This is a genomic window from Streptomyces sp. NPDC101237 (assembly GCF_044767465.1).
Classification (GTDB): Bacteria; Actinomycetota; Actinomycetes; order Streptomycetales; family Streptomycetaceae; genus Streptomyces; species Streptomyces gramineus.
Genome location: NZ_JBIWNY010000012.1, coordinates 186,256 through 208,053 on the forward strand (window position 1 = coordinate 186,256; position 21,798 = coordinate 208,053).

The window sequence follows — 21,798 nt, forward strand, 5'->3', positions numbered from 1 at the left end:
GGCGCGCCCGCGGACCGGCGGCCGACCCCCGTACGGCCACCGGTCCGCGGGTCCTGGGCCGCCGGGCGGCGGGCGCCGCCCGGCCTCCCGGTCACACCGTGCCCGGGATCCCGTGCCGGCCACGGCCGGCGCTATGGATCTCCTCCGGCACCGCGGCCCCGCGGTCGGCCCGCGCGCGGCGGCTGGCCCGGCGGGCGCGCCGGGCCTCGCGGGCCAGGCGGGCGTCGGCGGCCCTGCGGTGCAGTTCGGCAGCGCGGATCTCGTGGAGTTCGAACGCGAACATCATGGTTTCCCCTGGTGAGAGTCGGTGATCGGGTCTCGCTTCGTGCGATGCCTCCACCTTCGTCACCCAGGGGGGTGCGGCACATCGGGAGAGTGCCTGATCTTCCGGCGGCCGCCGGACCCCGGACACGCGTAAGGGGCCTCAGATCGGCCGTGAGATGCTCACGAACGGTCTGAGGCCCCTGGCGGGCCCGCGCCGGTCTCAGCCGGTCGAGGGCAGACCGAGGAGCGCGTCGGAGTACTTGAGGACGGCCAGCAGCAGGCCGATGACGCCGAGGGCGACACCCGCCCACGCGACGGACTTGATCCACGGCGCCTGGGGCCTGCCGGGGGCACCGAAGGCGGGCCGGACGATCACCACGACACCGGTGATCAGCGCCGCCAGCGCGAAGGCGCCGGCCCACAGCGCGGTGGTCTGCCAGGCGTCACCGTAGACCTCCTTGACCTGGGTGGCGACGCTCGCGTTCGAGGAGGTCCGGAGCTGGCCGACGAGGGTCTCGCGGGCGGCGGCCACGGTGCCGATCCAGCCGCCGGTGAGGGAGACCAGGCCGAGGACCGCGGAGACGACGGCGGCGGCGCCCTGACCGACCCCGGACGGTCCCTCGGCCGGGTCCTCGGCGAGGTGGACGTCGTCCTCCGGGTCCCGCGCGTCGAGCGCGGCGTCCGTGCCGTCGGCCCGCGCGTCCTCGGCGCTCTCTGCGCTCTCGGCACGCTCGGTGCCCGCCTCCGTCGCCTCGTCGGCGCTCTTGGTGACGCTCACCTTCTCCTCGTCGGTCGTGGCTTCGGCGCCCGTCGCGGCACCGGTCTCGTCAGCTGTCGTGGTTCCCATGTCCGGCACCGTACGGATCCTGTCTGAGAGGCGTCTTAATGATCGTTCTCTGCGGCACGCGCGCGTGCTTCGCGCCATTCCGGGGCGAGGATCGACCACACCTCCAGGTCGTGCCTCAGGCCACCATAGGGGTGTGCCTGCCGGCGGACGCCGTCGCGGGTCATCCCCAGCCGCCGGGCCACGTTCAGGCTGGGCCCGTTGCCCGAGGCGGCGACCCACTCGATCCGGTGGATGCCGCGCTGCTCGACCGCGAAGTCGAGCAGGACCCGCATCGCGCGCGTGACGAGTCCCCGTCCGGTGCCGGCGGGCTCCAGCCAGCAGCCGACCTCGGCGTTCCCGTGCTCGGCGTCGAAGTTCAGGAAGAGCACCCCGCCGACGAGGGTGCCGTCCAGCCACAGGCCGTGCAGGGAACCGGTGTCGGCGGCGCGCAGGTCGGCGTACCGCTGGAGCATCGCCCGTGCGGCGGGCACGTCCTTCTCCTTGCTGCCGAAGGAGATGAACCGTCCGATGAACTCCCGCCCGCGGTCCAGGTGGGCCAGGAACTCCTCGGCGTGCCAGGGTTCGAGCGGGCGCAGTTCGGCGCCGTCGTCACCCAGGGGTATCGCGTACATCGTGCTTCTCCACTTCCACCGCGTCCTCGCCCGGCACGCCAGCCTCTCATGGGCGGCCCGGCGTCCGGACGGCGGCGGCAACTCCGCGACCGCCGGTCCATCAGTCGAACTGGTCACCGAGGGCCATGACCATGACCCCGAGGATCATCAGCCACAGGGCCCTGCGGGTACGGCCCCGCAGGCCGAGCGTCCCGGCGGCCGCGCACACGGCGGAGCCCACGGCGTAGGCGGCCGGCACCGCCGCGGACACCCCGCCGCCCAGCCGTGTCACGGCGGCGGCCAGACCCGTCAGGGCCAGCAGGAACCCGGTCGCGGTGGCGGTCCAGCGGGCCCGGCGGGCGTCCTCGTGGACATCGTCGTCGCGGGGATCCCCGTCGTTCCCGGCAGCCGCACCGGCGGCCGCCCCGGCTGCCGCGCCGGATTGCGGAGGTCCGGCCACGGCGGCCGGGCGGGCCGCCGGTGTCCGGGTGAGCCTGCCGCGGACGCCGTCGGCACCTGCTAGCTTCCGCTGGTCGCCATCGACCGGCTCCTCGCCGACGACCGAAGCGGGTGCATTGTGTGACGGTCCGAATGAGCTCCTACGCATCGCCTTCCACTACGAAGATCACAAGGAGCCCGTTCACCCATGTCCGACACCATGACCGGGGGCGACCGCCTCGCTGACCGCCTGACCCACCCCCGTTACCCGCTCAGCAACGCCTACGACCCCCGCTGGGTGGTCGACAACCAGATGGGCCCGCACGCCCTGTGGCTGCTGGAATGGCTGGCCCCCGCCCTCGGTCTGGACGCCCTGCGCCCCTGCGCGCGCGTGCTCGACCTCGGCTGCGGCCGGGCCATGACGTCGGTCTTCCTGGCCCGTGAGTTCCACGCCCAGGTCACCGCCGCCGACCTCTGGATCGAGGCCGACGACAACGCCCGGCGCATCGCCGAGGCCGGGTTCGCCGACCGGGTGCAGCCCGTACGCGCCGAGGCGCACGACCTGCCGTTCGCCGAGGGCGGCTTCGACGCCATCGTGAGCATCGACGCCTACCAGTACTTCGGCACCGACGACCTGTACCTGCCGTCGCTGGCCCGCCTGCTGCGGCCCGGCGGCCGGATCGGCGTGGTCGTGCCGGCGCTCCGCGAGGAACCCGCCGGGACCGAGCCGCCGGAGCACCTGAAGCCCTGGTGGGAGCCCGACTTCTGGTGCTTCCACTCGGCCGGCTGGTGGCGCCGGCACTGGACGCGCAGCGGCGCCGTCGAGGTCGAGGCCGCCGACTGGCAGCCGGACGGCTGGCGGGACTGGCTGCTGTGGTGCGAGATCGTCGCCGAGGAGAGCCCGGAGGAGTTCCACCGCACGATGGCCCGCCGGGTCGCGGAGATGGTGCGCGCCGACGCGGGCCGCGCTCTCGGTTTCGTCCGCGTGGTCGCCCGTCGCCGATAGCCGTACGGCCCCGGAGGCGTCGCCTCCGGGGCCGTAGGGTGGTGCACTCGCTCAGCCTTCGCCGACGCCGAGCCGCTCCAGGATCAGTTCCTTGACGCGGGCCGCGTCGGCCTGGCCGCGGGTCGCCTTCATGACCGCGCCGACCAGCGCGCCGGCCGCGGCCACCTTGCCGCCGCGGATCTTGTCGGCGATGCCCGGGTTGCCGGCGATGGCCTCGTCGACGGCCGTGCCGAGCGCCGAGTCGTCGGAGACGACCTTCAGTCCGCGCTTGTCGACGACCTCGTCCGGGGTGCCCTCGCCCGCGAGGACGCCCTCGATGACCTGGCGGGCCAGCTTGTCGTTCAGGTCGCCGGAGGTGACCAGCTCGGTCACCCGGGCGACCTGCTCCGGGGTGATGGCCAGTTCGTCCAGCGCCTTGCCCGACTCGTTGGCGCTGCGCGCCAGTTCGCCCATCCACCACTTGCGGGCGGAGGCCGCGTCGGAACCGGCGTCGATGGTGGCGACGATCGGGTCCAGCGCGGCGGCGTTGATGATGGCCTGCATCTCGACCGCGGAGACGCCCCACTCGGCGAGCAGCCGGTTGCGGCGGGCCAGCGGCATCTCCGGCAGCGCGGCGCGGATCTCCTCGACCCACGCGCGGGACGGGGCGACGGGGACCAGGTCCGGCTCCGGGAAGTACCGGTAGTCCTCGGCCTCCTCCTTCACGCGGCCCGAGGTGGTGGACCCGGTGTCCTCGTGGAAGTGCCGGGTCTCCTGGATGATCGTGCCGCCGCCGCCGAGCACGGCCGCGTGCCGCATGATCTCGAAGCGGGCCGCGCGCTCCACGGACCGCAGCGAGTTCACGTTCTTCGTCTCGGAGCGGGTGCCGAACTTCTCGGTGCCGTTCGGGCGCAGCGACAGGTTCACGTCGCAGCGCATCTGGCCCATCTCCATGCGGGCCTCCGAGACACCGAGCGCCTTGATGACCTCGCGCAGCTCACGGACGTAGGCCCGGGCGACCTCGGGAGCACGCGCGCCGGCGCCCTCGATCGGCTTGGTGACGATCTCGATGAGCGGGATGCCGGCCCGGTTGTAGTCCAGGAGCGAGTGCGAGGCGCCGTGGATACGGCCGGTCGCGCCGCCCACGTGCGTGGACTTGCCGGTGTCCTCCTCCATGTGGGCGCGCTCGATCTGCACCCGGAAGGTCTCGCCGTCCTCCAGCTGCACGTCGAGGTAGCCGTCGAAGGCGATCGGCTCGTCGTACTGGGAGGTCTGGAAGTTCTTCGGCATGTCCGGATAGAAGTAGTTCTTCCGGGCGAAGCGGCACCACTCGGCGATCTCGCAGTTGAGCGCGAGACCGATCTTGATGGCCGACTCGATGCCGATCGCGTTGACGACCGGGAGCGCGCCGGGCATGCCGAGGCACGTCGGGCAGGTCTGCGAGTTGGGCTCGGCGCCCAGCTCGGTCGAACAGCCGCAGAACATCTTGGTCTTGGTGCCGAGTTCGACATGGACCTCAAGGCCCATGACGGGGTCGTACGACGCCAGCGCGTCCTCGTACGACACCAGGTCGGTCGTGGTGGTCACGGTGAAACTTCCCTCTCAGCCCAGCAGGACGTCGTCGTCGCCCAGCCGCTTCAGCTCGCGGTACAGCAGGGCGAATCCGGTGACGATCGCGACGGCGGACACGGTGGCGTCGACGAGCCGGAGCGTGTCGTGCTCGGCGCGGGCCTTCTTGATCTGCTTGGCGACACCGACCGCGCCGAACACGGTGGTGGCCATCGACAGGTACGTACCGGACTTCGACTTCTTGAAGCCCTTGGCCTTGGACAGTGCGTTGCTCACAGCGACGGTGCCTCCTCAAGGAGCGGGTGCCCCCACCTTTCCACGAAGGCGGCCTCGACAGCGGCTCCGACCTTGTAAAGACGGTCGTCCTTGAGCGCCGGCGCGATGATCTGCAGACCCACCGGGAGGTTGTCCTCCGGAGCGAGACCGCAGGGCAGCGACATGGCCGCGTTGCCCGCCAGGTTGGTGGGGATGGTGCACAGGTCGGCCAGGTACATCGCCATCGGGTCGTCGGCGCGCTCGCCGATCGCGAAGGCGGTGGTCGGCGTCGTGGGCGACACGATCACGTCGACCTGCTCGAAGGCCTTCTCGAAGTCGCGCGTGATGAGCGTGCGGACCTTCTGCGCGGAGCCGTAGTAGGCGTCGTAGTAGCCGCTGCTCAGCGCGTAGGTGCCGAGCATGATGCGGCGCTTGACCTCGGCGCCGAAGCCCGCCTCACGGGTGAGGGAGGTGACCTCCTCGGCGGAGCGCGTGCCGTCGTCGCCGGCCCGCAGGCCGTAGCGCAGGCCGTCGAAGCGGGCCAGGTTGGACGAGCACTCGGAGGGCGCGATCAGGTAGTACGCGGAGAGCGCCAGGTCGAAGGACGGGCAGTCCAGCTCGACGATCTCGGCGCCCAGTTCCTTCAGCAGCTCGACCGACTCGTCGAAGCGCTGGATGACGCCGGGCTGGTAGCCCTCGCCGCGGAACTGCTTGACGACGCCGACGCGCATGCCGTCGACGCTGCCGTTGCGGGCGGCCTCGACGACCGGCGGGACGGGCGCGTCGATGGACGTGGAGTCCATCGGGTCGTGCCCGGCGATGACCTCGTGCAGGAGGGCCGCGTCCAGGACCGTGCGGGCGCACGGGCCGCCCTGGTCCAGCGAGCTGGAGAAGGCGACCATGCCGTACCGCGAGACCGCGCCGTACGTCGGCTTCACGCCGACCGTGCCGGTGACGGAGGCGGGCTGGCGGATGGAGCCGCCGGTGTCGGTGCCGATGGCCAGCGGGGCCATGTGCGCGGCCAGCGCGGCGGAGGAGCCGCCGCCGGAGCCGCCGGGGATCTTGGTGAGGTCCCACGGGTTGCCGGTCGGCCCGTAGGCGCTGTTCTCGGTGGAGGACCCCATGGCGAACTCGTCCATGTTGGTCTTGCCGAGGATGATCACGTCGGCGGCCTTCAGCCGCTTGGTGAGGGTGGCGTCGTACGGGGGGATCCAGCCTTCGAGCATCTTCGAGCCGACGGTGGTCGGCACGCCCTCGGTGGTGAAGATGTCCTTGAGCGCGAGCGGGACGCCGGCCAGCGGGCCGAGCTTCTCGCCCCGCGCCTTCTTCTCGTCGACTGCACGCGCCTGGGCGAGCGCGCCCTCACGGTCGACGTGCAGGAAGGCGTGCACCTTCTCGTCGACGGCGTCGATCCGGGCGAGGTGGGCCTCGGTGACCTCGACGGCCGTGAGCTCGCCGGAGGCGATCCTCGCGGCGGTCTCGGCGGCGGTGAGCTTGATGATGTCGGTCATCGGGATCAGTCCTCCCCCAGGATCTGCGGCACCTTGAAACGCTGCTGCTCCTGGGCCGGTGCGCCGGAGAGCGCCTGGGCGGGGGTGAGCGAGGGACGGACCTCGTCCGCGCGCATGACGTTCGTCAGCGGCAGCGGGTGCGAGGTCGGCGGTACGTCTTGGTCGGCGACCTCGCTGACGCGGGCGACCGCGCCGATGATGTCGTCGAGCTGTCCCGCGAAGTGGTCGAGTTCTTCGGGCTTCAGCTCCAGACGCGCCAGCCGGGCGAGGTGGGCGACCTCCTCGCGCGTGATGCCAGGCATGCAGCGATCCTCTGGGGTGAGTGTGTGTTGTCGGGAACCAATCCTATGGGGCCGGGCCCGGTGACCGTGAAACGGTTTCCCCCGGGCCCCCCGACCGCGCCGTCCGGGCGCCTCAGCGGCGCTTCTCCCAGGCCGTGCTCCGCAGGTAGTGGTTGTCGTACCGCTCCTGCGCCTCCAGGAGGCTCTCCACGGTGGCCTCGCCCAGGCGGATGCGCTGGAGGTGGCGGAAGTACTCGAAGCGCTCCACGCCCGGTGTGATGACGATCAGGATGTCGGCGGTGGCCCCGGGTGCGGCGGCGAAGGCGTGCGGGCGGCCGGCGGGGACGACGACCAGGTCGCCGCGCTCGGCGGTGACGACGTCGTCGCCGCTGAGCAGTTCGGCGGCGCCGTCGAGCAGGTAGAACATCTCGGCGGAGTCGCGGTGCAGGTGCGGCACGGCTCCGTCGGCGCCCTCCCCCAGGGTGACCCGCACGGTGGACAGCGCCCCGCCGGTCGCGCTGCTGTCGGCGAGCAGCCGCACCCGGGTCGGGTCCTGGCCGACCAGTTCGGCGTCGGCCTCCCGCACGATCACGGACTCATCGAACTTCGGTACGAGCAACGACATTTCCGAACCCCCTGTTGATGGACGCGCCGTTCACACGAGGAACAGCAGCGCCGCGGTGATCAGGACGACGACCGCGGTGGCGAAGTGGATCCCGTACGCGACGGCCTTCGCCCCGCCGTGGCGCAGCACTATCAGCGTGTCGAAGAGCGGGACGAGTGCCACGCAGAGCATGAACCAGGCCTCGGCGCGGGCGCCGGCGAAGGCGAGCAGCGCGAGCCCGAGGACGCCGAAGGTGCCGTCCCTGAGGCCCTTGACCGCGAGGAAGGCGGAGGCGTCGCCCTCGGGGTCGGCGGGGACGCCGTAGCCGGCCGCGGCGGGTCCCGGCCGGAGCAGGAACCGGTAGCCGAGGAACAGGCAGAACAGGTCGAGCACGACGGCGAGCGTGTAGGCGGTGACGGTCACGGGGTCCCCCTGCGGGTTTTTGTCTAGCACTGCTAGGTCCGAGAGCGAAGCTATCAGAGCGTCGGCAGATTGGCTAGCATTGCTAGCATCATGGATATGCCGAGGCGGGACGGCCGGGAGCGGGAGCGGGCGGAACGGGAACTGCGGATCGTCACGGCCGCACGGGAGCTCGCCGAGACGGAGGGCTGGGAGGCGGTGACGACGCGCCGCCTGGCCGCCGAGATCGGGTACAGCCAGCCGGTCCTCTACAGCCACTTCCGTGGCAAGGACGCGATCACGGCGGCGGTGGCGGTCCAGGGCTGCGCGGACCTGACGGTGGAGCTGCGGGCCGCGCGTACCGCGGGGGCGGACGGGGCGGGGTCACTGGCGGCGGTGGCGTCGGCGTACACCTCGTTCGCCCGGCGGCGCCCCGCGCTGTACGACGCGATGTTCACCCACCGGGTGGACCTGCCGTTCGCGACGGCCGAGGCGCCGGAGGCCCTGCGCGCCGCGTTCACGGAGATCCTGCTGGCCGTCGAGCCGGTAGCGGGGCCCGGCGACGACCCCGGGCTCCTGACCGAGACGTTCTGGGCGGCCCTGCACGGCCTGGTGTCGCTGACGCGCGGCGGCCGGCTCCCGGAGGCCGCCCACGAGAGGAGACTGGCCCTGCTGGTCGGCCACGTCACCGCGCGGTAGCAACCGCGGCTCAGCCTCCGCCGGCCCGCGGCCGGACGCCGTGCGGCGCCGTCATTCGGCCGCCGGCAACGCGGCCCGCGGCCGCTGCCAGCCCCGTGACCCGCGCGCCCGCAGCCACGCCGTGGTCTCCTCCGGCGGCATCGCCGCGGCGACCAGCCATCCCTGGACCGCGTCGCACCCGAGGTCCCGCAGCCGCTCCCACGTCTCGTCGTCCTCCACGCCCTCCGCGACCACCAGCAGCCCCAGCGAGTGCGCGAGGTCCACCGTGCAGCGCACGATCTCCGCGTCCTCGTTGTCCACGGCCAGCCGGGCCACGAAAGAGCGGTCGATCTTCAGCTCGCTCACCGGGAGCCGCCGCAGGTGCACCAGCGAGGAGTACCCCGTGCCGAAGTCGTCCAGCGACATCTTCACGCCGTGCCCGGTCAGTCCCGCCAGGGTGTCGGCGGCCCGCTGCGGGTCCTCCAGCAGCACATGCTCGGTGATCTCCAGCTGCAGGGCGCCCGCCGGCACCCCGTGCCGGGCCAGCCGCGCCGCCACCGACCCGGCGAAGCCCGGCGTGTGGACGTCGCGCGGCGAGACGTTGACCGCCACCGGCACCCGCAGCCCCTGCGCCCGCCACTGGGCGACCTGGGCGAGCGCGGTCTCCAGGACGTACTCGGTGAGATGGGGCATCAGGCCCGAGGACTCGGCGATCGCTATGAACTCGTCAGGCGGCACCTTGCCGCGCTCGGGGTGCACCCAGCGCACCAGCGCCTCCAGGCCCGCCACCTGCCCGTCGAAGCGCACCTTCGGCTGGTAGTGCAGCTGCACCTCGTGGGCGTCCAGGGCGCGGCGCAGGTCGCCCAGCAGTCCCAGCCGGTCCGGGGTGTTGGAGTCCCGCTTGGACTCGTACACCTCGACGCCGGTGCGGTCCCGCTTCGCCTGGTACATCGCCACGTCCGCGCGGCGCAGCAGGCCCTCCGCGTCCAGCGCGTGGTCGGGGAAGACGGCGACGCCCGCGCTGGCCTCCAGCACGAGGGTGAGTCCGTCGAGGTCGAGCGGGGAGGAGAGGGCCGTGACCAGGCCCCGGGCGACCCGGGTCGCGGACGTCGTGGAGTCGGCGACCGGCAGTAACACGGCGAACTCGTCGCCGCCGAGCCGGGCGGCCTCCGCACCGCGCGGCAGCGCGGCCCGCAGCCGGTCGGCGATCTGCAACAGCAGCCGGTCACCGGCGAGATGACCGAGCGTGTCATTGACCGAACGGAACCGGTCGAGGTCGATCAGCATGAGGGCGGAGCGGGCGCCGATGCGTTCGGCGTCGTCCAGGGCGGTCCAGATCCGCTCCAGGAGCCACTGCCGGTTGGGCAGTCCGGTCAGCGGGTCGCGCAGCTGCTCCTCCGCGCGGGCCCGGGCCATCCACAGGGTGGAGTCGAGGGCGACCAGCGGGATGGAGAACAGCGGCAGCAGCAGCGGCTGGGCGACGGCGACCACGCAGACCAGCGGGGCGATGCCGAGCAGGGCGACGGCGAGCAGGCCCTGGCGCATCAGGGCGGTGCGGGCGACCGTGGGCAGGCCGCCGCCGCGCGGGGTGTGCAGGTACCAGAGCAGGGCGCGGGTGACCGCGAGGTAGGCCACCGCGACGAGGCCGACCTCGGGTGCGGTGGCGACGCTCCAGCTGCCGGGGTTCCAGGGCGACTCGACGGTGGGCACCCGCCCGAACGCGCCGAGCACCAGCGCTCCGGTGCCGATGCCGAGGATGTCGACCGCGCCGTGCAGGACGCCCTGCCGCCAGCGGTGGCGCCGGGCGATGCCGACCAGGACGACGACGGTGAGGCTGACCATGCCGGCCGGCACCCAGCCGTAGAGCAGGAGGACGGCGAGGGTGAGGGCGGCGCCGGAGCCGGTGCCGCCCCACCAGCGGGCGCGGCCGAGCAGCACCAGGTGGCCGACGATGATGCCGGTGAGCACGGCCAGCGACCAGCCGACCGTGCCGGACGGGAAGAGGGCGTGGTTGTCGGTGAAGGCGCGGTAGAAGCCGGCGCCCAGGACGAACGCGGCGACCGCGACGACGGCGGCGGGCAGCGCGGGCCAGGACAGGTGGTGTTCGTGTTCGTGGCCGGGCAGGCCGGGCGGCGGTTCGACGGCGATCAGCGGCAGCGGGCCGCGCGCGTCCCGGGCGGCGCCCACCCCCGGCGTGCCGACGCGCCGGCCGGTCCGTACCGCCCACCGAGTCCCCCACCACGCGCTCGCCCGGCGGCGCAGCGGCAGCCGCGCTCTGGGGGCGGCGCTCTCGGTCGGTTCCATTCCCGTCCCTCTCACAGCCGGCGGTGCCCACGCCGTGCGGTCCGTGCCCTGCCGGAGCACGGCAGTGCCCCGACCGCAGCTGGGCACGGCAGGTGCACGCCTCAACAGTAGGCCGCAGAAGGCTTCCACGGGCAGCGGTCGTCTACGGTTGCCCGATTGCGCCCTGGCCACCCGTATGCATCTGGTATGCGCCGAACGGGTGGCCTTCAACCGCTACTCCTCGACCGGAAGGGCGACTTCGGCCGCCGCGTCCGGTCCCTGCTCCAAAAGGACGACAAATCCGTCCTCGTTCAGAACGGGAACCTTCGCCTGCATCGCCTTGTCGTACTTCGATCCGGGGTTGTCGCCCACGACCACGAACGAGGTCTTCTTCGACACCGAGCCGGTCACCTTGGCTCCACGGCTCTGCAGGGCGTCCTTGGCGCCGTCCCGGGTGAACTGCTCCAGGGTTCCGGTCACGACGACGGTGAGACCTTCCAGCGGCCGCGGTCCCTCGTCCTCGCCGGTGGACTCGTCCTCCAGCGGGACTCCAGCGGCCTTCCACTTTCGGATGATCTCGCGGTGCCACTCCTCGGCGAACCACTCCTTGAGCGCGGTCGCGATGATGCCGCCGACGCCGTCGATGTTCGACAGCTCCTCCTCGGTGGCCTGCTCGATGCGGTCGATGGAGCGGAACTCGCGCGCCAGTGCCTGCGCGGCGACGGGTCCGACGTGGCGGATGGACAGGCCGTTGAGGAAGCGGGCGAGCGGGCGGGTCTTCGCCTCCTCGATCTTCTGGAGGAGCGCGAGGGTGTTCTTCTTGGGCTCGCCCTTCTGGTTGGCGAAGACCGTGACGACCTTCTCCTCGCCCGTCTTCGGGTCGCGCCGGGGCAGCCCGCTGTCCTGGTCGAGGACGTACGCCTTGATGGGCAGCAGCTTCTCGACGGTGAGGTCGAAGAGGTCGCCCTCGTCGACCAGCGGCGGGTCGGCGGGCTCCAGCGGCCGGGTGAGGGCGGCCGCGGCGACCCCGCCGAAGTGCTCGATGTCCAGGCACTCGCGGCCCGCGAGGTAGGACACCCGCTCTCTCAACTGGGCCGGGCAGGCACGGGCGTTGGGGCAGCGGAGGTCGATGTCGCCCTCCTTCATGGGCCGCAGCGGCGTGCCGCACTCGGGGCACTCGGCCGGCATCACGAACTCCCGCTCGCTGCCGTCCCGCAGGTCCACGACCGGGCCGAGGATCTCCGGGATGACGTCCCCGGCCTTGCGCAGCACCACGGTGTCGCCGATGAGCACGCCCTTGGCCTTGACGACCTCCTGGTTGTGCAGGGTGGCGAACTCCACCTCGCTGCCGGCCACGGTCACCGGCTCGACCTGGGCGTACGGCGTGACCCGGCCGGTGCGGCCGACGCCCACCTTGATGTCGATCAGCTTGGTGTTGACCTCCTCCGGCGCGTACTTGTACGCGATCGCCCACCGGGGGGCGCGGGCCGTCGAGCCGAGGCGTCCCTGGAGCCGGAGCTCGTCCAGCTTGACCACGACACCGTCGATCTCGTGCTCCACGGAGTGCCGGTTCTCGCCGTAGTAGGCGATGAACTCCCTGACTCCGTCGAGGCCGTCCACGACCCGGTTGTGGGGGGAGGTGGGCAGGCCCCAGCCCCCCAGCAGGTCGTAGGCCTGGGAGAGCCGGGTCATGCCCTCGAAGCCGGCGAGGGCGCCGATGCCGTGGACGACCATGTGCAGCGGGCGGGAGGCGGTGACGCGGGGGTCCTTCTGCCGCAGTGAACCCGCGGCCGCGTTGCGCGGGTTGGCGAACGGCTTGTCGCCGGCCGCCACCAGGCGTTCGTTCAGCTCGGCGAACTTCTCCATCGGGAAGTAGACCTCGCCGCGGATCTCGACCAGGTCCGGGACGGTGTCGCCGTGCAGGCGGTCCGGGATCTCCGCGATCGTGCGGACGTTGGGAGTGATGTCCTCGCCGGTGCGGCCGTCGCCGCGGGTGGCGGCACGGGTGAGCCGGCCGTGCTCGTAGGTGAGGTTGACGGCGAGGCCGTCGACCTTCAGCTCGCACAGGAAGTGGAACTCCTGGTCGCCCAGCTCCTTGTGGATCCGCTCGGCCCAGGCGGCGAGGTCGTCGTCGTTGAACGTGTTGTCCAGCGACAGCATCCGCTCGCGGTGCTCGACCGCCGTGAACTCCGTCGCGTACGCGCCCGCGACCTTCTGGGTCGGCGAGTCGGGCGTGCGCAGTCCGGGGTGCTCGTCCTCCAGCGCCTCCAGCGTCTTGAGGAGCTTGTCGAACTCCGCGTCGCTGACGACCGGGGCGTCCTTCACGTAGTACCGGAAGCGGTGCTCCTCGATCTGCTCGGCGAGCCGCGCGTGCTTCTCCCGTGCCTCGGCGGGCACTGCCGTCTCCGCCTGCTGCTTGTCGCCGGCCACCGTTTTCCTCCCGTTACTCTGGGTTGTCCGCGAGTGATCTCGCCGCCTGGACGCAGTGGGCGAGCGCCTGCCGGGCGTACGCGGGGGAAGCGCCCGCGAGCCCGCACGACGGGGTGACCGTCACCGCCTCCGCGAGAAGTCCCGGTTGCAGCCCCAGCCTGCGCCACAGCGTCCTGACACCCATGACGCTACCGGCAGGGTCTGACAATGCCGTGTCCGTGCCGGGTACGACACCGACGAACAGCTGGGTGCCGCCCTCCACGGCCTCGCCGATGGCGTCCTCGTCACGTTCGGTGAGGAGCGAGAAGTCGAAGGAGACGGCTGCGGCCCCGGCCCGGCGCAGCAGCGCGAACGGCACGTCGGGGGCGCAGGAGTGGACGGCCACCGGGCCGCCCGCCTGGACGCCGACGACGTCCCGCAGCGTGGACTCGACGACCTGGCGGTCCACGGCGCGGTGGGTGCGGTAGCCGCTCGCGGACCGCACCCGGCCCAGCAGCACGGCGGTGAGGGACGGCTCGTCGAGCTGCAGGACCAGCCGGGCGCCGGGGACGCGGCGGCGGACCTCGGCGAGGTGCAGGCGCAGTCCCTCGGTGAGGGAGGCGGCCAGGTCGCGGCAGGCGCCGGGGTCGGAGAGCACCGCCTCGCCGTTGCGCAGTTCCAGGGCGGCGGCGAGGGTCCAGGGGCCGACCGCCTGGACCTTGAGCGGGCCCTGGTAGCCCTGGGTGAACTCCTCCAGGGCGTCCAGGTCCTCGCCGAGCCAGGAGACGGCCCGGCGGGTGTCCCGGCCCGGCCGGTCGCCGAGCCGCCAGCCGCTGGGCTCCACGCGCGCGTACAGCTCGACCAGCAGGCCGGCGGTGCGTCCGATCATGTCAGCGCCGGGGCCGCGCGCGGGCAGTTCGGGAAGGAAGGGGAAGTCCTCGAAGCTGCCGGTGGCGGTCTTGGCGGCCTCTCGGGCGTCGGTGCCGGGAAGCGAGCCGATGGCTGTCGCGGGGCCGAAGGAGGGGGTTGCGTTCACGGGGGAAGCCTAGGGTCGGTGGGCCGGCAGGGGGGGAAGGCGGTGAGTCGTCGGGTGCGGGCCGTGGGGGCCGGTCACCCCCGCGCGGCGGCTGCCGCACGGGAACGCGGCCCCCGCGCCCCTCGCGGGGCGCTCGGCCTCAGGACGTCTGTTCTCAGCCGCCGGGGCGGATGGTCAGGTCGTTGATCTCCGCGTCCCGCGGCAGGTCGAGGGCGGTCAGGATCGCGGTCGCCACGGACTCGGGGTCGATCCACTTCGCCGGGTCGTACTCCTTGCCCTCCTGCTGGTGGACCTTGGCCTGCATCGGGCTGGCCGTGCGGCCCGGGTAGACCGAGGTGACCCGCACGCCGTTGCCGTGTTCCTCGTGGCGCAGGGCGTCGGCGAGGGCCTTGAGGCCGTGCTTGGAGGCCGCGTACGCCGCCCAGCCCGCGTGGGCGTTCAGGCCGGCGCCGGAGTTGACGAACAGCACCTGGCCGCGGGCGGCGCGCAGCTGGGGCAGGAAGTGCCGGGTCAGCTCGGCCGGTGCGACCAGGTTGACGTTCAGCTGGTGGCGCCAGGACTTCGGGGTCAGCTCGCCGATCTGGCCGAGGTCGACCACGCCCGCGACGTGCAGGAGGGTGTCGACGCGGTCGGGGAGCGTCTGGTGCGAGAAGGCCCAGGAGAGCTTGTCCGGGTCCGCCAGGTCGCCCACCAGGGTGCGGGCGCCGGGGAACTCGGCGGCCAGTTCCTTCGCCCGCCCCGCGTCGCGCGCGTGCAGGACCAGGTCGTCCCCGCGCGCGTGCAGACGGCGGGCCACGGCGGCGCCGATGCCGGAACCGGCCCCGGTGATCACATGAGTTGCCATGAGGGCCATGCTCGCATCAGCCGGCGGGCCGGTTCGCCTCGAGGTGGGCGAGCGCGTCGGCGGGTTCGGCGGTGAAGTGCATCAGCTCCGCCAGCGGGCGGGGCAGGAATCCCTCGGCCTCCATGCGGCGGAACTGCTGCTCCAGGCCGTCGTAGAAACCGTCGGTGTTCAGCAGGACGACCGGCTTGTCCGTGCGGCGGTGCTTCTTGAGCTCCAGGATCTCGGTGGCCTCGTCCAGGGTGCCGGTGCCGCCGACCATGATCACCACGGCGTCGGACTTCTCCAGCAGCAGCCGCTTGCGCTCCGCGAGGTCGGCGGCGATCACCATCTCGTCGGCTCCCGGCCGGGCCTTGTTCGCCAGGAACTCGACGGTGACGCCCAGCAGCCTGCCACCGGCCTCGTGGACACCGTCCGCGACGACCTTCATCAGCCCGGTGTCGGAGCCGCCCCAGACGAGCGTGTGGCCGCCCTTGCCGATGAGTTCCCCGAAGTCACGGGCGGGCCGGGTGTAGCGCTCGTCCAGGTCGGCGGCGGAGAGGAAGACACAGATTCGCATGGGGCCAGGGTAGGCGGGAACAAGCGGGCGCCCGCCGCTGTCATCCCTGTATGGCTACTGGACACACGATCACCATCGAGAAGAGCGACCGGCCCGTGCGCGTGGTGCACGGCGACCTCGTGCTGGCCGAGAGCGACCGGCCCCTGATCCTGCGCGAGACCGGCAGCCCCATGCGGTACTACATCCCCGCCGAGGACGTCCGGCTGGATCTCCTGACCCCCTCCGAGACGCACACCGTCTGCCCCTTCAAGGGCACCGCGTCCTACTGGTCCCTGCCGGACGCGCCGGACCTGGTGTGGGCCTACCCCGACCCCAAGTCCGACGTCGCCGAGATCAAGGACCACCTCTGCTTCTACGAGGTCGAGGTCACCGGCTGAGTCTCAGGCGCGGGCCACGTCGGCGGTACGTACCGTCGAGGCGATCGTCGCCGACCCGACGACACGCGAGTCGTCGTACAGGACGATCGCCTGGCCCGGTGCCACGCCACGGACCGGCTCCGTGAACGTGACGCGCAGCTCACCGCCGACCAGTTCCGCGCGCACCTCGGTCTCGCCGCCGTGCGCGCGGAGCTGGGCGGTGTAGACGCCGGCGGCGGTGGGGGCGGTGCCGCACCAGCGCGGCCTGATGGCGGTCAGGGCGCTGACGTCCAGGGCGGCGGCGGGGCCGACCGTCACGGTGTTGTCGACGGGCGAGATGTCGAGGACGTAGCGCGGCTTGCCGTCGGCCGCGGGGGTGCCGATCCGCAGGCCCTTGCGCTGGCCGACGGTGAAGCCGAACGCGCCCTCGTGGGTGCCGACCTTGGCGCCGGACTCGTCGAGGATGTCGCCCTCGGCCTTGCCCAGGCGCCGGGCCAGGAAGCCCTGGGTGTCGCCGTCGGCGATGAAGCAGATGTCGTGGGAGTCGGGCTTCTTGGCGACGGCGAGGCCGCGGCGCTCGGCCTCGGCGCGGATCTCGTCCTTGGTCGTCAGGGTGTCGCCTAGCGGGAAGAGCGCGTGCGCGAGCTGCCGCTCGTCCAGGACGCCGAGGACGTAGGACTGGTCCTTCGCCATGTCGGAGGCGCGGTGCAGCTCGCGGGAGCCGTCGGGGAGCGTCACGATCTTCGCGTAGTGCCCGGTGCAGACGGCGTCGAAGCCGAGGGCGAGGGCCTTGTCGAGCAGGGCCGCGAACTTGATCTTCTCGTTGCAGCGCAGGCACGGGTTGGGGGTGCGTCCCGCCTCGTACTCGGCGACGAAGTCCTCGACGACGTCCTCGCGGAAGCGGTCGGCGAGGTCCCAGACGTAGAACGGGATGCCGATGACGTCGGCGGCGCGGCGGGCGTCCCGGGAGTCCTCGATGGTGCAACAGCCCCGCGCGCCGGTGCGGAAGGATTGCGGGTTCGCGGAGAGCGCGAGGTGGACGCCGGTGACGTCGTGGCCGGCTTCGGCGGCGCGGGCGGCGGCGACGGCGGAGTCCACGCCGCCGGACATGGCGGCGAGGACGCGGAGGGGACGGGTGCGCTGCGGGGTCTCAGTCATAGCCCCTCCAGGGTACGGGGGCGCGGGAACCGGGGCCCGCGGGTATCCGTTGGAGATCACATGGGGGCGACGACGGGTGATCGGGACCGGCGGATCGGGCGGCGGGCACTGCTGATCGGCGGGGCGGCGGCGGCCGCGGGCACGGTGGTGCTGACCAGGGACGAACTGACGCGGCTGTACTGGCGGCTGCCCGGCGTGCGCAAGGCGCGGGTGGCGGGCGCGGTGGACTTCAGGGGCGCGCGCTGGGTGGCCGCGTCACCGGCGAACTACCGCACGGCGAACCGGCCGGACGACTATCCGGTGGACCGGGTGGTCATCCATGTCACCCAGGGCGGTTACGCGAGCGCGGTGAAGGTCTTCCAGGACCCGGCGCACGAGGCGGCGGCGCACTACATCGTGCGCAAGGACGGGCGGATCACCCAGCTGGTGCGCGAGCTGGACGTGGCCTTCCACGCGGGCAACCGGTCGTACAACGAGCGCAGTGTCGGCATCGAGCACGAGGGGTTCGTGGACCGCCCGCAGGACTTCACCCCCGCGATGTACGCGGCGTCGGCGCGGCTGACGGCGGCGATATGCCGGCGGTACGGCATGGCGATGGACCGGGAGCACGTGATCGGCCACGTCGAGGTGCCGGGGACGGACCACACCGATCCGGGCCGGCACTGGGACTGGGACCGCTACATGGGCCTCGTGCGGCGGGCCGGACGGCCCTGACGGCCCTGACGGCCGGCGCGGTCCGTGGCTCGGCCCAGTGGGGTCGACCCGGTCCGGTCAGCTCAGTCCGGCGAGCCGGGCCCGTTCCACCGCGGGGCCGATCGCCTTGGCGACCGCCTCCACGTCGGCCTCGGTGGAGGTGTGGCCGAGCGAGAACCGCAGGGTGCCGCGGGCCAGGTCCGGGTCGGTCCCGGTGGCCAGCAGGACATGGCTGGGCTGGGCCACTCCGGCCGTGCACGCGGAGCCCGTCGAGCATTCGATGCCCTGGGCGTCGAGCAGCAGGAGCAGCGAGTCGCCCTCGCAGCCGGGGAAGGTGAAGTGGGCGTTGGCCGGCAGCCGGTCCACCGGGTCGCCGCCGAGGAGGGCGTCGGGTACGGCGGTGCGCACGGCGTCGATCAACTGGTCGCGCAGGGCGCCGATCTCGCGGGCGAACCACTCGCGGCGCTCGACGGCGAGGTGGGCGGCGACCCCGAAGGAGGCGATCGCCGGGACGTCCAGGGTGCCGGAGCGGACGTGCCGCTCCTGGCCGCCGCCGTGCAGGACGGGTACGGGGGTGTACTCGCGGCCCAGAAGCAGGGCGCCGATGCCGTAGGGGCCGCCGACCTTGTGGCCGGAGACGGTCATCGCGGCGAGGCCGGAGGCGGCGAAGTCGACCGGTGTCTGGCCGACGGCCTGGACGGCGTCGGCGTGCAGCGGGACGCCGAACTCGTTGGCCACGTCGGCGAGTTCGCGGACCGGCAGGACCGTGCCGATCTCGTTGTTGGCCCACATGACGGTGGCGAGGGCCACGTCGTCGGGGTTGCGGGCGATCGCCTCGCGCAGCGCCTCGGGGTGGACCCGGCCGTAACGGTCGACGGGGAGGTACTCGACGGTCGCGCCCTCGTGCTCGCCCAGCCAGTCGACCGCGTCGAGGACGGCGTGGTGCTCGACGGGGCTGGACAGGACGCGGGTGCGGGCCGGGTCGGCGTCGCGGCGGGACCAGTACAGGCCCTTGACCGCGAGGTTGTCGGCCTCGGTGCCGCCGGAGGTGAGGACGACCTCGCTGGGGCGGGCGCCGAGCGCTGCCGCGAGGGTCTCCCTGGATTCCTCGACCGTGCGGCGTGCCTTGCGGCCCGAGGCGTGCAGGGAGGACGCGTTGCCGGTGACGTGGAGGGCGGCGGTGAGCGCTTCCACCGCTTCCGGGAGCATCGGGGTGGTGGCGGCGTGGTCGAGGTAGGCCATGGTGGGCTCGATTCTACGGGGGGCGGGACAAGGGTCGCCCAGCCGCCGTAGGTGGCCTGTGCCGGTGTGCGGGTACCGGAGGTTCGCGGCTTGTCGCGCAGTTCCCCGCGCCCCTGAGGGGACGCTTGTGCGACCGCGCTGCTACAGGCTCCAGGAGATCGTGTTCGACGCCGCCATCGCGATCGCCAGGACTCCGAGGTCCGCCACGCCGAGGGCCAGGCCCAGGTACGCGCGGCCCTTGCGCGCCGTGCCGCGCCACAGGGAGACCAGCGACAGGACGATCGCGATCGGGCCGAGGAACAGGTTCAGGACCAGCAGGCCGAGGAGGCCGAGGATGAAGGACGCCACGGCCATGCCGTCGGCGTCGCGGGTACGGGGTTGCGGCCGGGTGGTGGCGGCCGGGGCGGTGAGGTGCAGCATGCTCAGCTCCTGGAGGTCGTGGTGGACGGTCAGTTGGCCGAGGTGCGGCGCCGGCGGGCGGTGCGCTCGCGGAGCGCGAAGACGGCCAGCCAGACGGCGATCACTGCGGCGATTCCCGCGGTGACGTCGAGCGGCGCGTGGGCCACGGTGCCCAGCACCACGCCGAGCAGCATGAGTGCGGCGACGAGGAACAGCATGGGATGAGATCCCCCCTCCGTTACATTTGGGTGAACGGTTGTAGTAACAGTTGTTCACTGACTTCGAGTCTAGCAACTCCGACGGCTTTTCAATTCCGGAGAACAGTTGTTAACTGGATGACATGAGTCACACCCTCGGCATCCGGCAGGCCCAGAAGCAGAAGACCCGCCAGGCCTTTCTGGACGCGGCGCTGGCGCTGCTGGAGGAACAGAGCCTGAGCAGCCTGGGGCTGCGGGAGGTCACCCGGGCCGTGGGGGTCGCCCCGACCGCCTTCTACCGGCACTTCCGCTCCACCGCCGACCTCGGCGTGGCCCTGGTCGACGAGGCGCTCGGCAGCCTGCATCCCATGGTGCGCGCGACCGTCTCCACCCCCGGCCCGGAGCGCGTCACGCGCGCCGTGCGGCTGATCGCGGACCACGTGGCCGCGCACCCGGCGCACGTCCGGTTCATCGCGAGGGAGCGGCACGGCGGGGTGCAGCCGGTGCGCGAGGCCATCCGGGACCAGCTGGCCCGGTTCGCCGAGGAGGTCAAGTCCGAGCTGGCCAAGGACCCGGAGGCCGCCGGGTGGAACGACGAGGACCTGCTGATGCTGGCCCACCTCTACGTGGACCAGATGCTCATCACCGCGTCCCTGTTCCTGGAGACCCTGGAGTCGCCGGAGCCGTCGCAGGCGGAGCGGGACCGCGTCGCCCAGACCGCCGCCCGCCGGATGCGCCTGATCAGCCTCGGCCGTCAGCACTGGCTGGACCAGGACGGGTGACGGCAGGGGCGGTGCGGCGACCGTAAGAGGCCGTACGGCGCCCGGTGTCAGCTCTTCGTCACCCGCCTCGCCACCCCGGCCGGTGCCCCCGGCCGCACCGCCCCTGCCGTACGACGGCCGTACGAGGCCGTACGAGGCCCGGTGTCAGCTCTTCGTCGCCCGCGTCGCCACCCCGACCGGTGCCCCGCCGGGCGCCGCGCCGCCGGCGCATGGCCCCCCTGACCGGCGCCGCAGCCGCCGGGGCCGCCCCGGCCGCCCCCCGGAGCGCCGCTCGGCATGCCGGTGGGGGTGCCCGGTCGGCCGCGCCGTGGAGGTGGCTGTGGGCGCACCCGACGGGGCTCCGCCCGGCGCGCCGGAGGCGTTACCGGACGGCGCCCGACAGGATGGCGACGGCCCGGAGCCGCCGCTGCCGGAGGGCGACGGCGCCCGGCCTGCGGCTCGGGCAAGGCGCGGCTCAGGAAAGCGCGCCGGGACGGGTCCGACCCGAGGCGTCAGCCGAGGCGGACCCGGGCCAGCTGCCGGGACTGGGCGACCAGCCGGTCGTTGCTGTCCCAGACCTCGGCGTCCTCCTCCAGGAAGCCGCCGGCCAGGTTGCGAGTCGTGACGGAGACGCGCAGCGGGCCGGGGGCGGGAAGGTGGCGGACGTGGACGGTGAGTTCGACCGTGGGGACCCAGCCCTTGAGGCCGATCTCGAAGGCGGTGGGCGGCAGCGCGTCGACCGCCAGGAGCAGGGCGAGGGGGTCGGCGTCCCGGCCGTCCGCGAGCCCGAACCAGGAGCGCATCTCCCCCTTGCCGGAGGGCGCGCCGAGGGCCCAGCCGAGGGTCGACGGGTCCAGCTTGAGCATCAGCCGCTCGGTGATGGCGGAGCTGCCGTCGACCGGAGCCGGACCGTCCTCGGGGCCGAAGCACCGGTCCATGGGCGGGATGGCGGGCGGGGTCGCCGTGGTGCGGACGTCGTCGGGGAGGGCGGCGAGGTCGCCGTAGGAGGCGAGGACCCGGATGCGTTCGACCTCGTTGCCGTCGGCGTCGTACTGGAAGAGGGAGGCCTGGCCGGTGGAGAGGGTGCGGCCGGTGCGGACGGTGTCCGTGCGGATCACGGCCGGGCCCGGCTGGGACGCGGTCAGGTAGTGCGCGGAGACGGTGAACGGGTCCGGATGCGGCAGCGTGTCCGCGAGGGCCCGGCCGAGGACGGCCAGCAGGTAGCCGCCGTTGACGGCGCTGATGATGGTCCAGCCGGCGGAGAGGTCGACGTCGTAGACCCCGGGCGCGCGCCGGGTGACCGCGGTGTCGCGGTCGAACTCGCTGTCGCCGATCACGGCCCGCGTGGAAGCTGCTTCTGGCATGCCAGAACAGTACAAGAGGTGATTACTAAGCGGTAGCTTTTGTGACGCACACACCAGCCGCCCCCTGGGTAAGGGATCC

Annotated in this window: 25 protein-coding genes; 5 read left to right on the plus strand and 20 right to left on the minus strand. The window is 72.8% G+C overall.

Going from position 1 to position 21,798, the window contains the following annotated elements; all coding sequences use genetic code 11:
• Window positions 1–91: 91 nt before the first annotated feature.
• The 4 genes from ACIRQ9_RS20395 to ACIRQ9_RS20410 form a co-directional block, all read right to left on the minus strand.
• Window positions 92–286, minus strand: a complete 195-nt coding sequence (locus tag ACIRQ9_RS20395) for a hypothetical protein (protein ID WP_404174935.1) — start codon at window positions 284–286, stop codon at window positions 92–94.
• A gap of 198 nt (window positions 287–484) precedes the next feature.
• Complete coding sequence (locus tag ACIRQ9_RS20400) at window positions 485–1,111, minus strand: hypothetical protein (RefSeq protein WP_404174938.1); 627 nt, start codon at window positions 1,109–1,111, stop codon at window positions 485–487.
• A gap of 35 nt (window positions 1,112–1,146) precedes the next feature.
• Window positions 1,147–1,722: a GNAT family N-acetyltransferase gene (locus tag ACIRQ9_RS20405; RefSeq protein ID WP_404174941.1), complete on the minus strand. Its 576-nt coding sequence runs from the start codon at window positions 1,720–1,722 to the stop codon at window positions 1,147–1,149.
• Between the two features lie 100 nt (window positions 1,723–1,822).
• Entirely contained in the window at window positions 1,823–2,161 is a 339-nt protein-coding gene (locus tag ACIRQ9_RS20410; RefSeq protein ID WP_404174944.1) for a hypothetical protein, read from the minus strand.
• A 186-nt stretch (window positions 2,162–2,347) separates the two neighbouring features.
• Here ACIRQ9_RS20410 and ACIRQ9_RS20415 point away from each other — a divergent pair, with 186 nt between their 5' ends.
• Window positions 2,348–3,145 (plus strand): SAM-dependent methyltransferase, encoded by a 798-nt coding sequence (locus ACIRQ9_RS20415; RefSeq protein ID WP_404174946.1) that lies wholly within the window; start codon window positions 2,348–2,350, stop codon window positions 3,143–3,145.
• Between the two features lie 51 nt (window positions 3,146–3,196).
• On the opposite strand, the gene gatB is transcribed toward ACIRQ9_RS20415, so the two are convergent.
• From gatB to ACIRQ9_RS20445, 6 genes are all read right to left on the minus strand, one after another.
• The gene (gene gatB, locus ACIRQ9_RS20420) at window positions 3,197–4,711 is read right to left on the minus strand and encodes an Asp-tRNA(Asn)/Glu-tRNA(Gln) amidotransferase subunit GatB (RefSeq protein WP_404174949.1); all 1,515 of its coding nucleotides are present in this window, start codon (window positions 4,709–4,711) and stop codon (window positions 3,197–3,199) included.
• Window positions 4,712–4,726: 15 nt separating this feature from the next.
• Window positions 4,727–4,969: a hypothetical protein gene (locus tag ACIRQ9_RS20425; RefSeq protein ID WP_351323461.1), complete on the minus strand. Its 243-nt coding sequence runs from the start codon at window positions 4,967–4,969 to the stop codon at window positions 4,727–4,729.
• Window positions 4,966–6,459 (minus strand): Asp-tRNA(Asn)/Glu-tRNA(Gln) amidotransferase subunit GatA, encoded by a 1,494-nt coding sequence (gatA, locus tag ACIRQ9_RS20430; protein ID WP_404174952.1) that lies wholly within the window; start codon window positions 6,457–6,459, stop codon window positions 4,966–4,968. The genes ACIRQ9_RS20425 and gatA overlap by 4 nt, the downstream gene beginning before the upstream one ends.
• A gap of 5 nt (window positions 6,460–6,464) precedes the next feature.
• Window positions 6,465–6,761, minus strand: coding sequence for an Asp-tRNA(Asn)/Glu-tRNA(Gln) amidotransferase subunit GatC (gene gatC, locus ACIRQ9_RS20435; protein ID WP_018544665.1), 297 nt, complete (start codon window positions 6,759–6,761; stop codon window positions 6,465–6,467).
• Window positions 6,762–6,873: 112 nt separating this feature from the next.
• Entirely contained in the window at window positions 6,874–7,365 is a 492-nt protein-coding gene (locus tag ACIRQ9_RS20440; protein ID WP_404174955.1) for a cupin domain-containing protein, read from the minus strand.
• A gap of 30 nt (window positions 7,366–7,395) precedes the next feature.
• Entirely contained in the window at window positions 7,396–7,767 is a 372-nt protein-coding gene (locus ACIRQ9_RS20445; RefSeq protein ID WP_404174958.1) for a DUF4267 domain-containing protein, read from the minus strand.
• Window positions 7,768–7,863: 96 nt separating this feature from the next.
• On the opposite strand from ACIRQ9_RS20445, the gene ACIRQ9_RS20450 reads away from it, so the two are divergent.
• On the plus strand, window positions 7,864–8,442 hold the full coding sequence (locus tag ACIRQ9_RS20450; protein ID WP_404175134.1) for a TetR/AcrR family transcriptional regulator: 579 nt from the start codon (window positions 7,864–7,866) through the stop codon (window positions 8,440–8,442).
• 51 nt (window positions 8,443–8,493) lie between these two features.
• On the opposite strand, the gene ACIRQ9_RS20455 is transcribed toward ACIRQ9_RS20450, so the two are convergent.
• The 5 genes from ACIRQ9_RS20455 to ACIRQ9_RS20475 all read right to left on the minus strand — a co-directional run bounded on the left by ACIRQ9_RS20455 (window position 8,494) and on the right by ACIRQ9_RS20475 (window position 15,549).
• The gene (locus ACIRQ9_RS20455; RefSeq protein ID WP_404174961.1) at window positions 8,494–10,725 is read right to left on the minus strand and encodes a putative bifunctional diguanylate cyclase/phosphodiesterase; all 2,232 of its coding nucleotides are present in this window, start codon (window positions 10,723–10,725) and stop codon (window positions 8,494–8,496) included.
• A gap of 213 nt (window positions 10,726–10,938) precedes the next feature.
• Window positions 10,939–13,134: an NAD-dependent DNA ligase LigA gene (gene ligA, locus ACIRQ9_RS20460; RefSeq protein ID WP_404174964.1), complete on the minus strand. Its 2,196-nt coding sequence runs from the start codon at window positions 13,132–13,134 to the stop codon at window positions 10,939–10,941.
• A gap of 13 nt (window positions 13,135–13,147) precedes the next feature.
• On the minus strand, window positions 13,148–14,149 hold the full coding sequence (locus ACIRQ9_RS20465; RefSeq protein ID WP_404174967.1) for a methionine synthase: 1,002 nt from the start codon (window positions 14,147–14,149) through the stop codon (window positions 13,148–13,150).
• A gap of 154 nt (window positions 14,150–14,303) precedes the next feature.
• Entirely contained in the window at window positions 14,304–15,002 is a 699-nt protein-coding gene (locus ACIRQ9_RS20470) for an SDR family oxidoreductase (protein ID WP_404174970.1), read from the minus strand.
• A gap of 7 nt (window positions 15,003–15,009) precedes the next feature.
• A complete protein-coding gene (locus tag ACIRQ9_RS20475; protein WP_404174973.1) occupies window positions 15,010–15,549 on the minus strand; it encodes a TIGR00730 family Rossman fold protein in 540 nt (179 codons plus the stop codon).
• 50 nt (window positions 15,550–15,599) lie between these two features.
• On the opposite strand from ACIRQ9_RS20475, the gene ACIRQ9_RS20480 reads away from it, so the two are divergent.
• Window positions 15,600–15,926, plus strand: a complete 327-nt coding sequence (locus tag ACIRQ9_RS20480; protein WP_404174976.1) for a DUF427 domain-containing protein — start codon at window positions 15,600–15,602, stop codon at window positions 15,924–15,926.
• Between the two features lie 3 nt (window positions 15,927–15,929).
• Here ACIRQ9_RS20480 and mnmA read toward each other — a convergent pair whose 3' ends face one another.
• Window positions 15,930–17,063 (minus strand): tRNA 2-thiouridine(34) synthase MnmA, encoded by a 1,134-nt coding sequence (mnmA, locus tag ACIRQ9_RS20485; protein ID WP_404174979.1) that lies wholly within the window; start codon window positions 17,061–17,063, stop codon window positions 15,930–15,932.
• Window positions 17,064–17,123: 60 nt separating this feature from the next.
• On the opposite strand from mnmA, the gene ACIRQ9_RS20490 reads away from it, so the two are divergent.
• Complete coding sequence (locus tag ACIRQ9_RS20490; protein ID WP_404174982.1) at window positions 17,124–17,777, plus strand: N-acetylmuramoyl-L-alanine amidase; 654 nt, start codon at window positions 17,124–17,126, stop codon at window positions 17,775–17,777.
• Window positions 17,778–17,834: 57 nt separating this feature from the next.
• Here ACIRQ9_RS20490 and ACIRQ9_RS20495 read toward each other — a convergent pair whose 3' ends face one another.
• From ACIRQ9_RS20495 to ACIRQ9_RS20505, 3 genes are all read right to left on the minus strand, one after another.
• The gene (locus tag ACIRQ9_RS20495) at window positions 17,835–18,998 is read right to left on the minus strand and encodes a cysteine desulfurase family protein (protein ID WP_404174985.1); all 1,164 of its coding nucleotides are present in this window, start codon (window positions 18,996–18,998) and stop codon (window positions 17,835–17,837) included.
• Between the two features lie 141 nt (window positions 18,999–19,139).
• Window positions 19,140–19,415: a DUF4190 domain-containing protein gene (locus tag ACIRQ9_RS20500; RefSeq protein ID WP_401647927.1), complete on the minus strand. Its 276-nt coding sequence runs from the start codon at window positions 19,413–19,415 to the stop codon at window positions 19,140–19,142.
• Window positions 19,416–19,447: 32 nt separating this feature from the next.
• Window positions 19,448–19,615 (minus strand): hypothetical protein, encoded by a 168-nt coding sequence (locus tag ACIRQ9_RS20505; RefSeq protein WP_404174988.1) that lies wholly within the window; start codon window positions 19,613–19,615, stop codon window positions 19,448–19,450.
• A 122-nt stretch (window positions 19,616–19,737) separates the two neighbouring features.
• Here ACIRQ9_RS20505 and ACIRQ9_RS20510 point away from each other — a divergent pair, with 122 nt between their 5' ends.
• Window positions 19,738–20,376 carry a TetR family transcriptional regulator gene (locus tag ACIRQ9_RS20510; protein ID WP_404174991.1) on the plus strand — a complete coding sequence of 213 codons (639 nt, stop codon included), beginning with the start codon at window positions 19,738–19,740 and terminating at the stop codon, window positions 20,374–20,376.
• Between the two features lie 491 nt (window positions 20,377–20,867).
• Here the strand turns inward: ACIRQ9_RS20510 and ACIRQ9_RS20515 are convergent, their stop codons facing one another.
• The gene (locus tag ACIRQ9_RS20515) at window positions 20,868–21,719 is read right to left on the minus strand and encodes a thioesterase family protein (RefSeq protein ID WP_404174994.1); all 852 of its coding nucleotides are present in this window, start codon (window positions 21,717–21,719) and stop codon (window positions 20,868–20,870) included.
• Window positions 21,720–21,798: the final 79 nt, after the last annotated feature.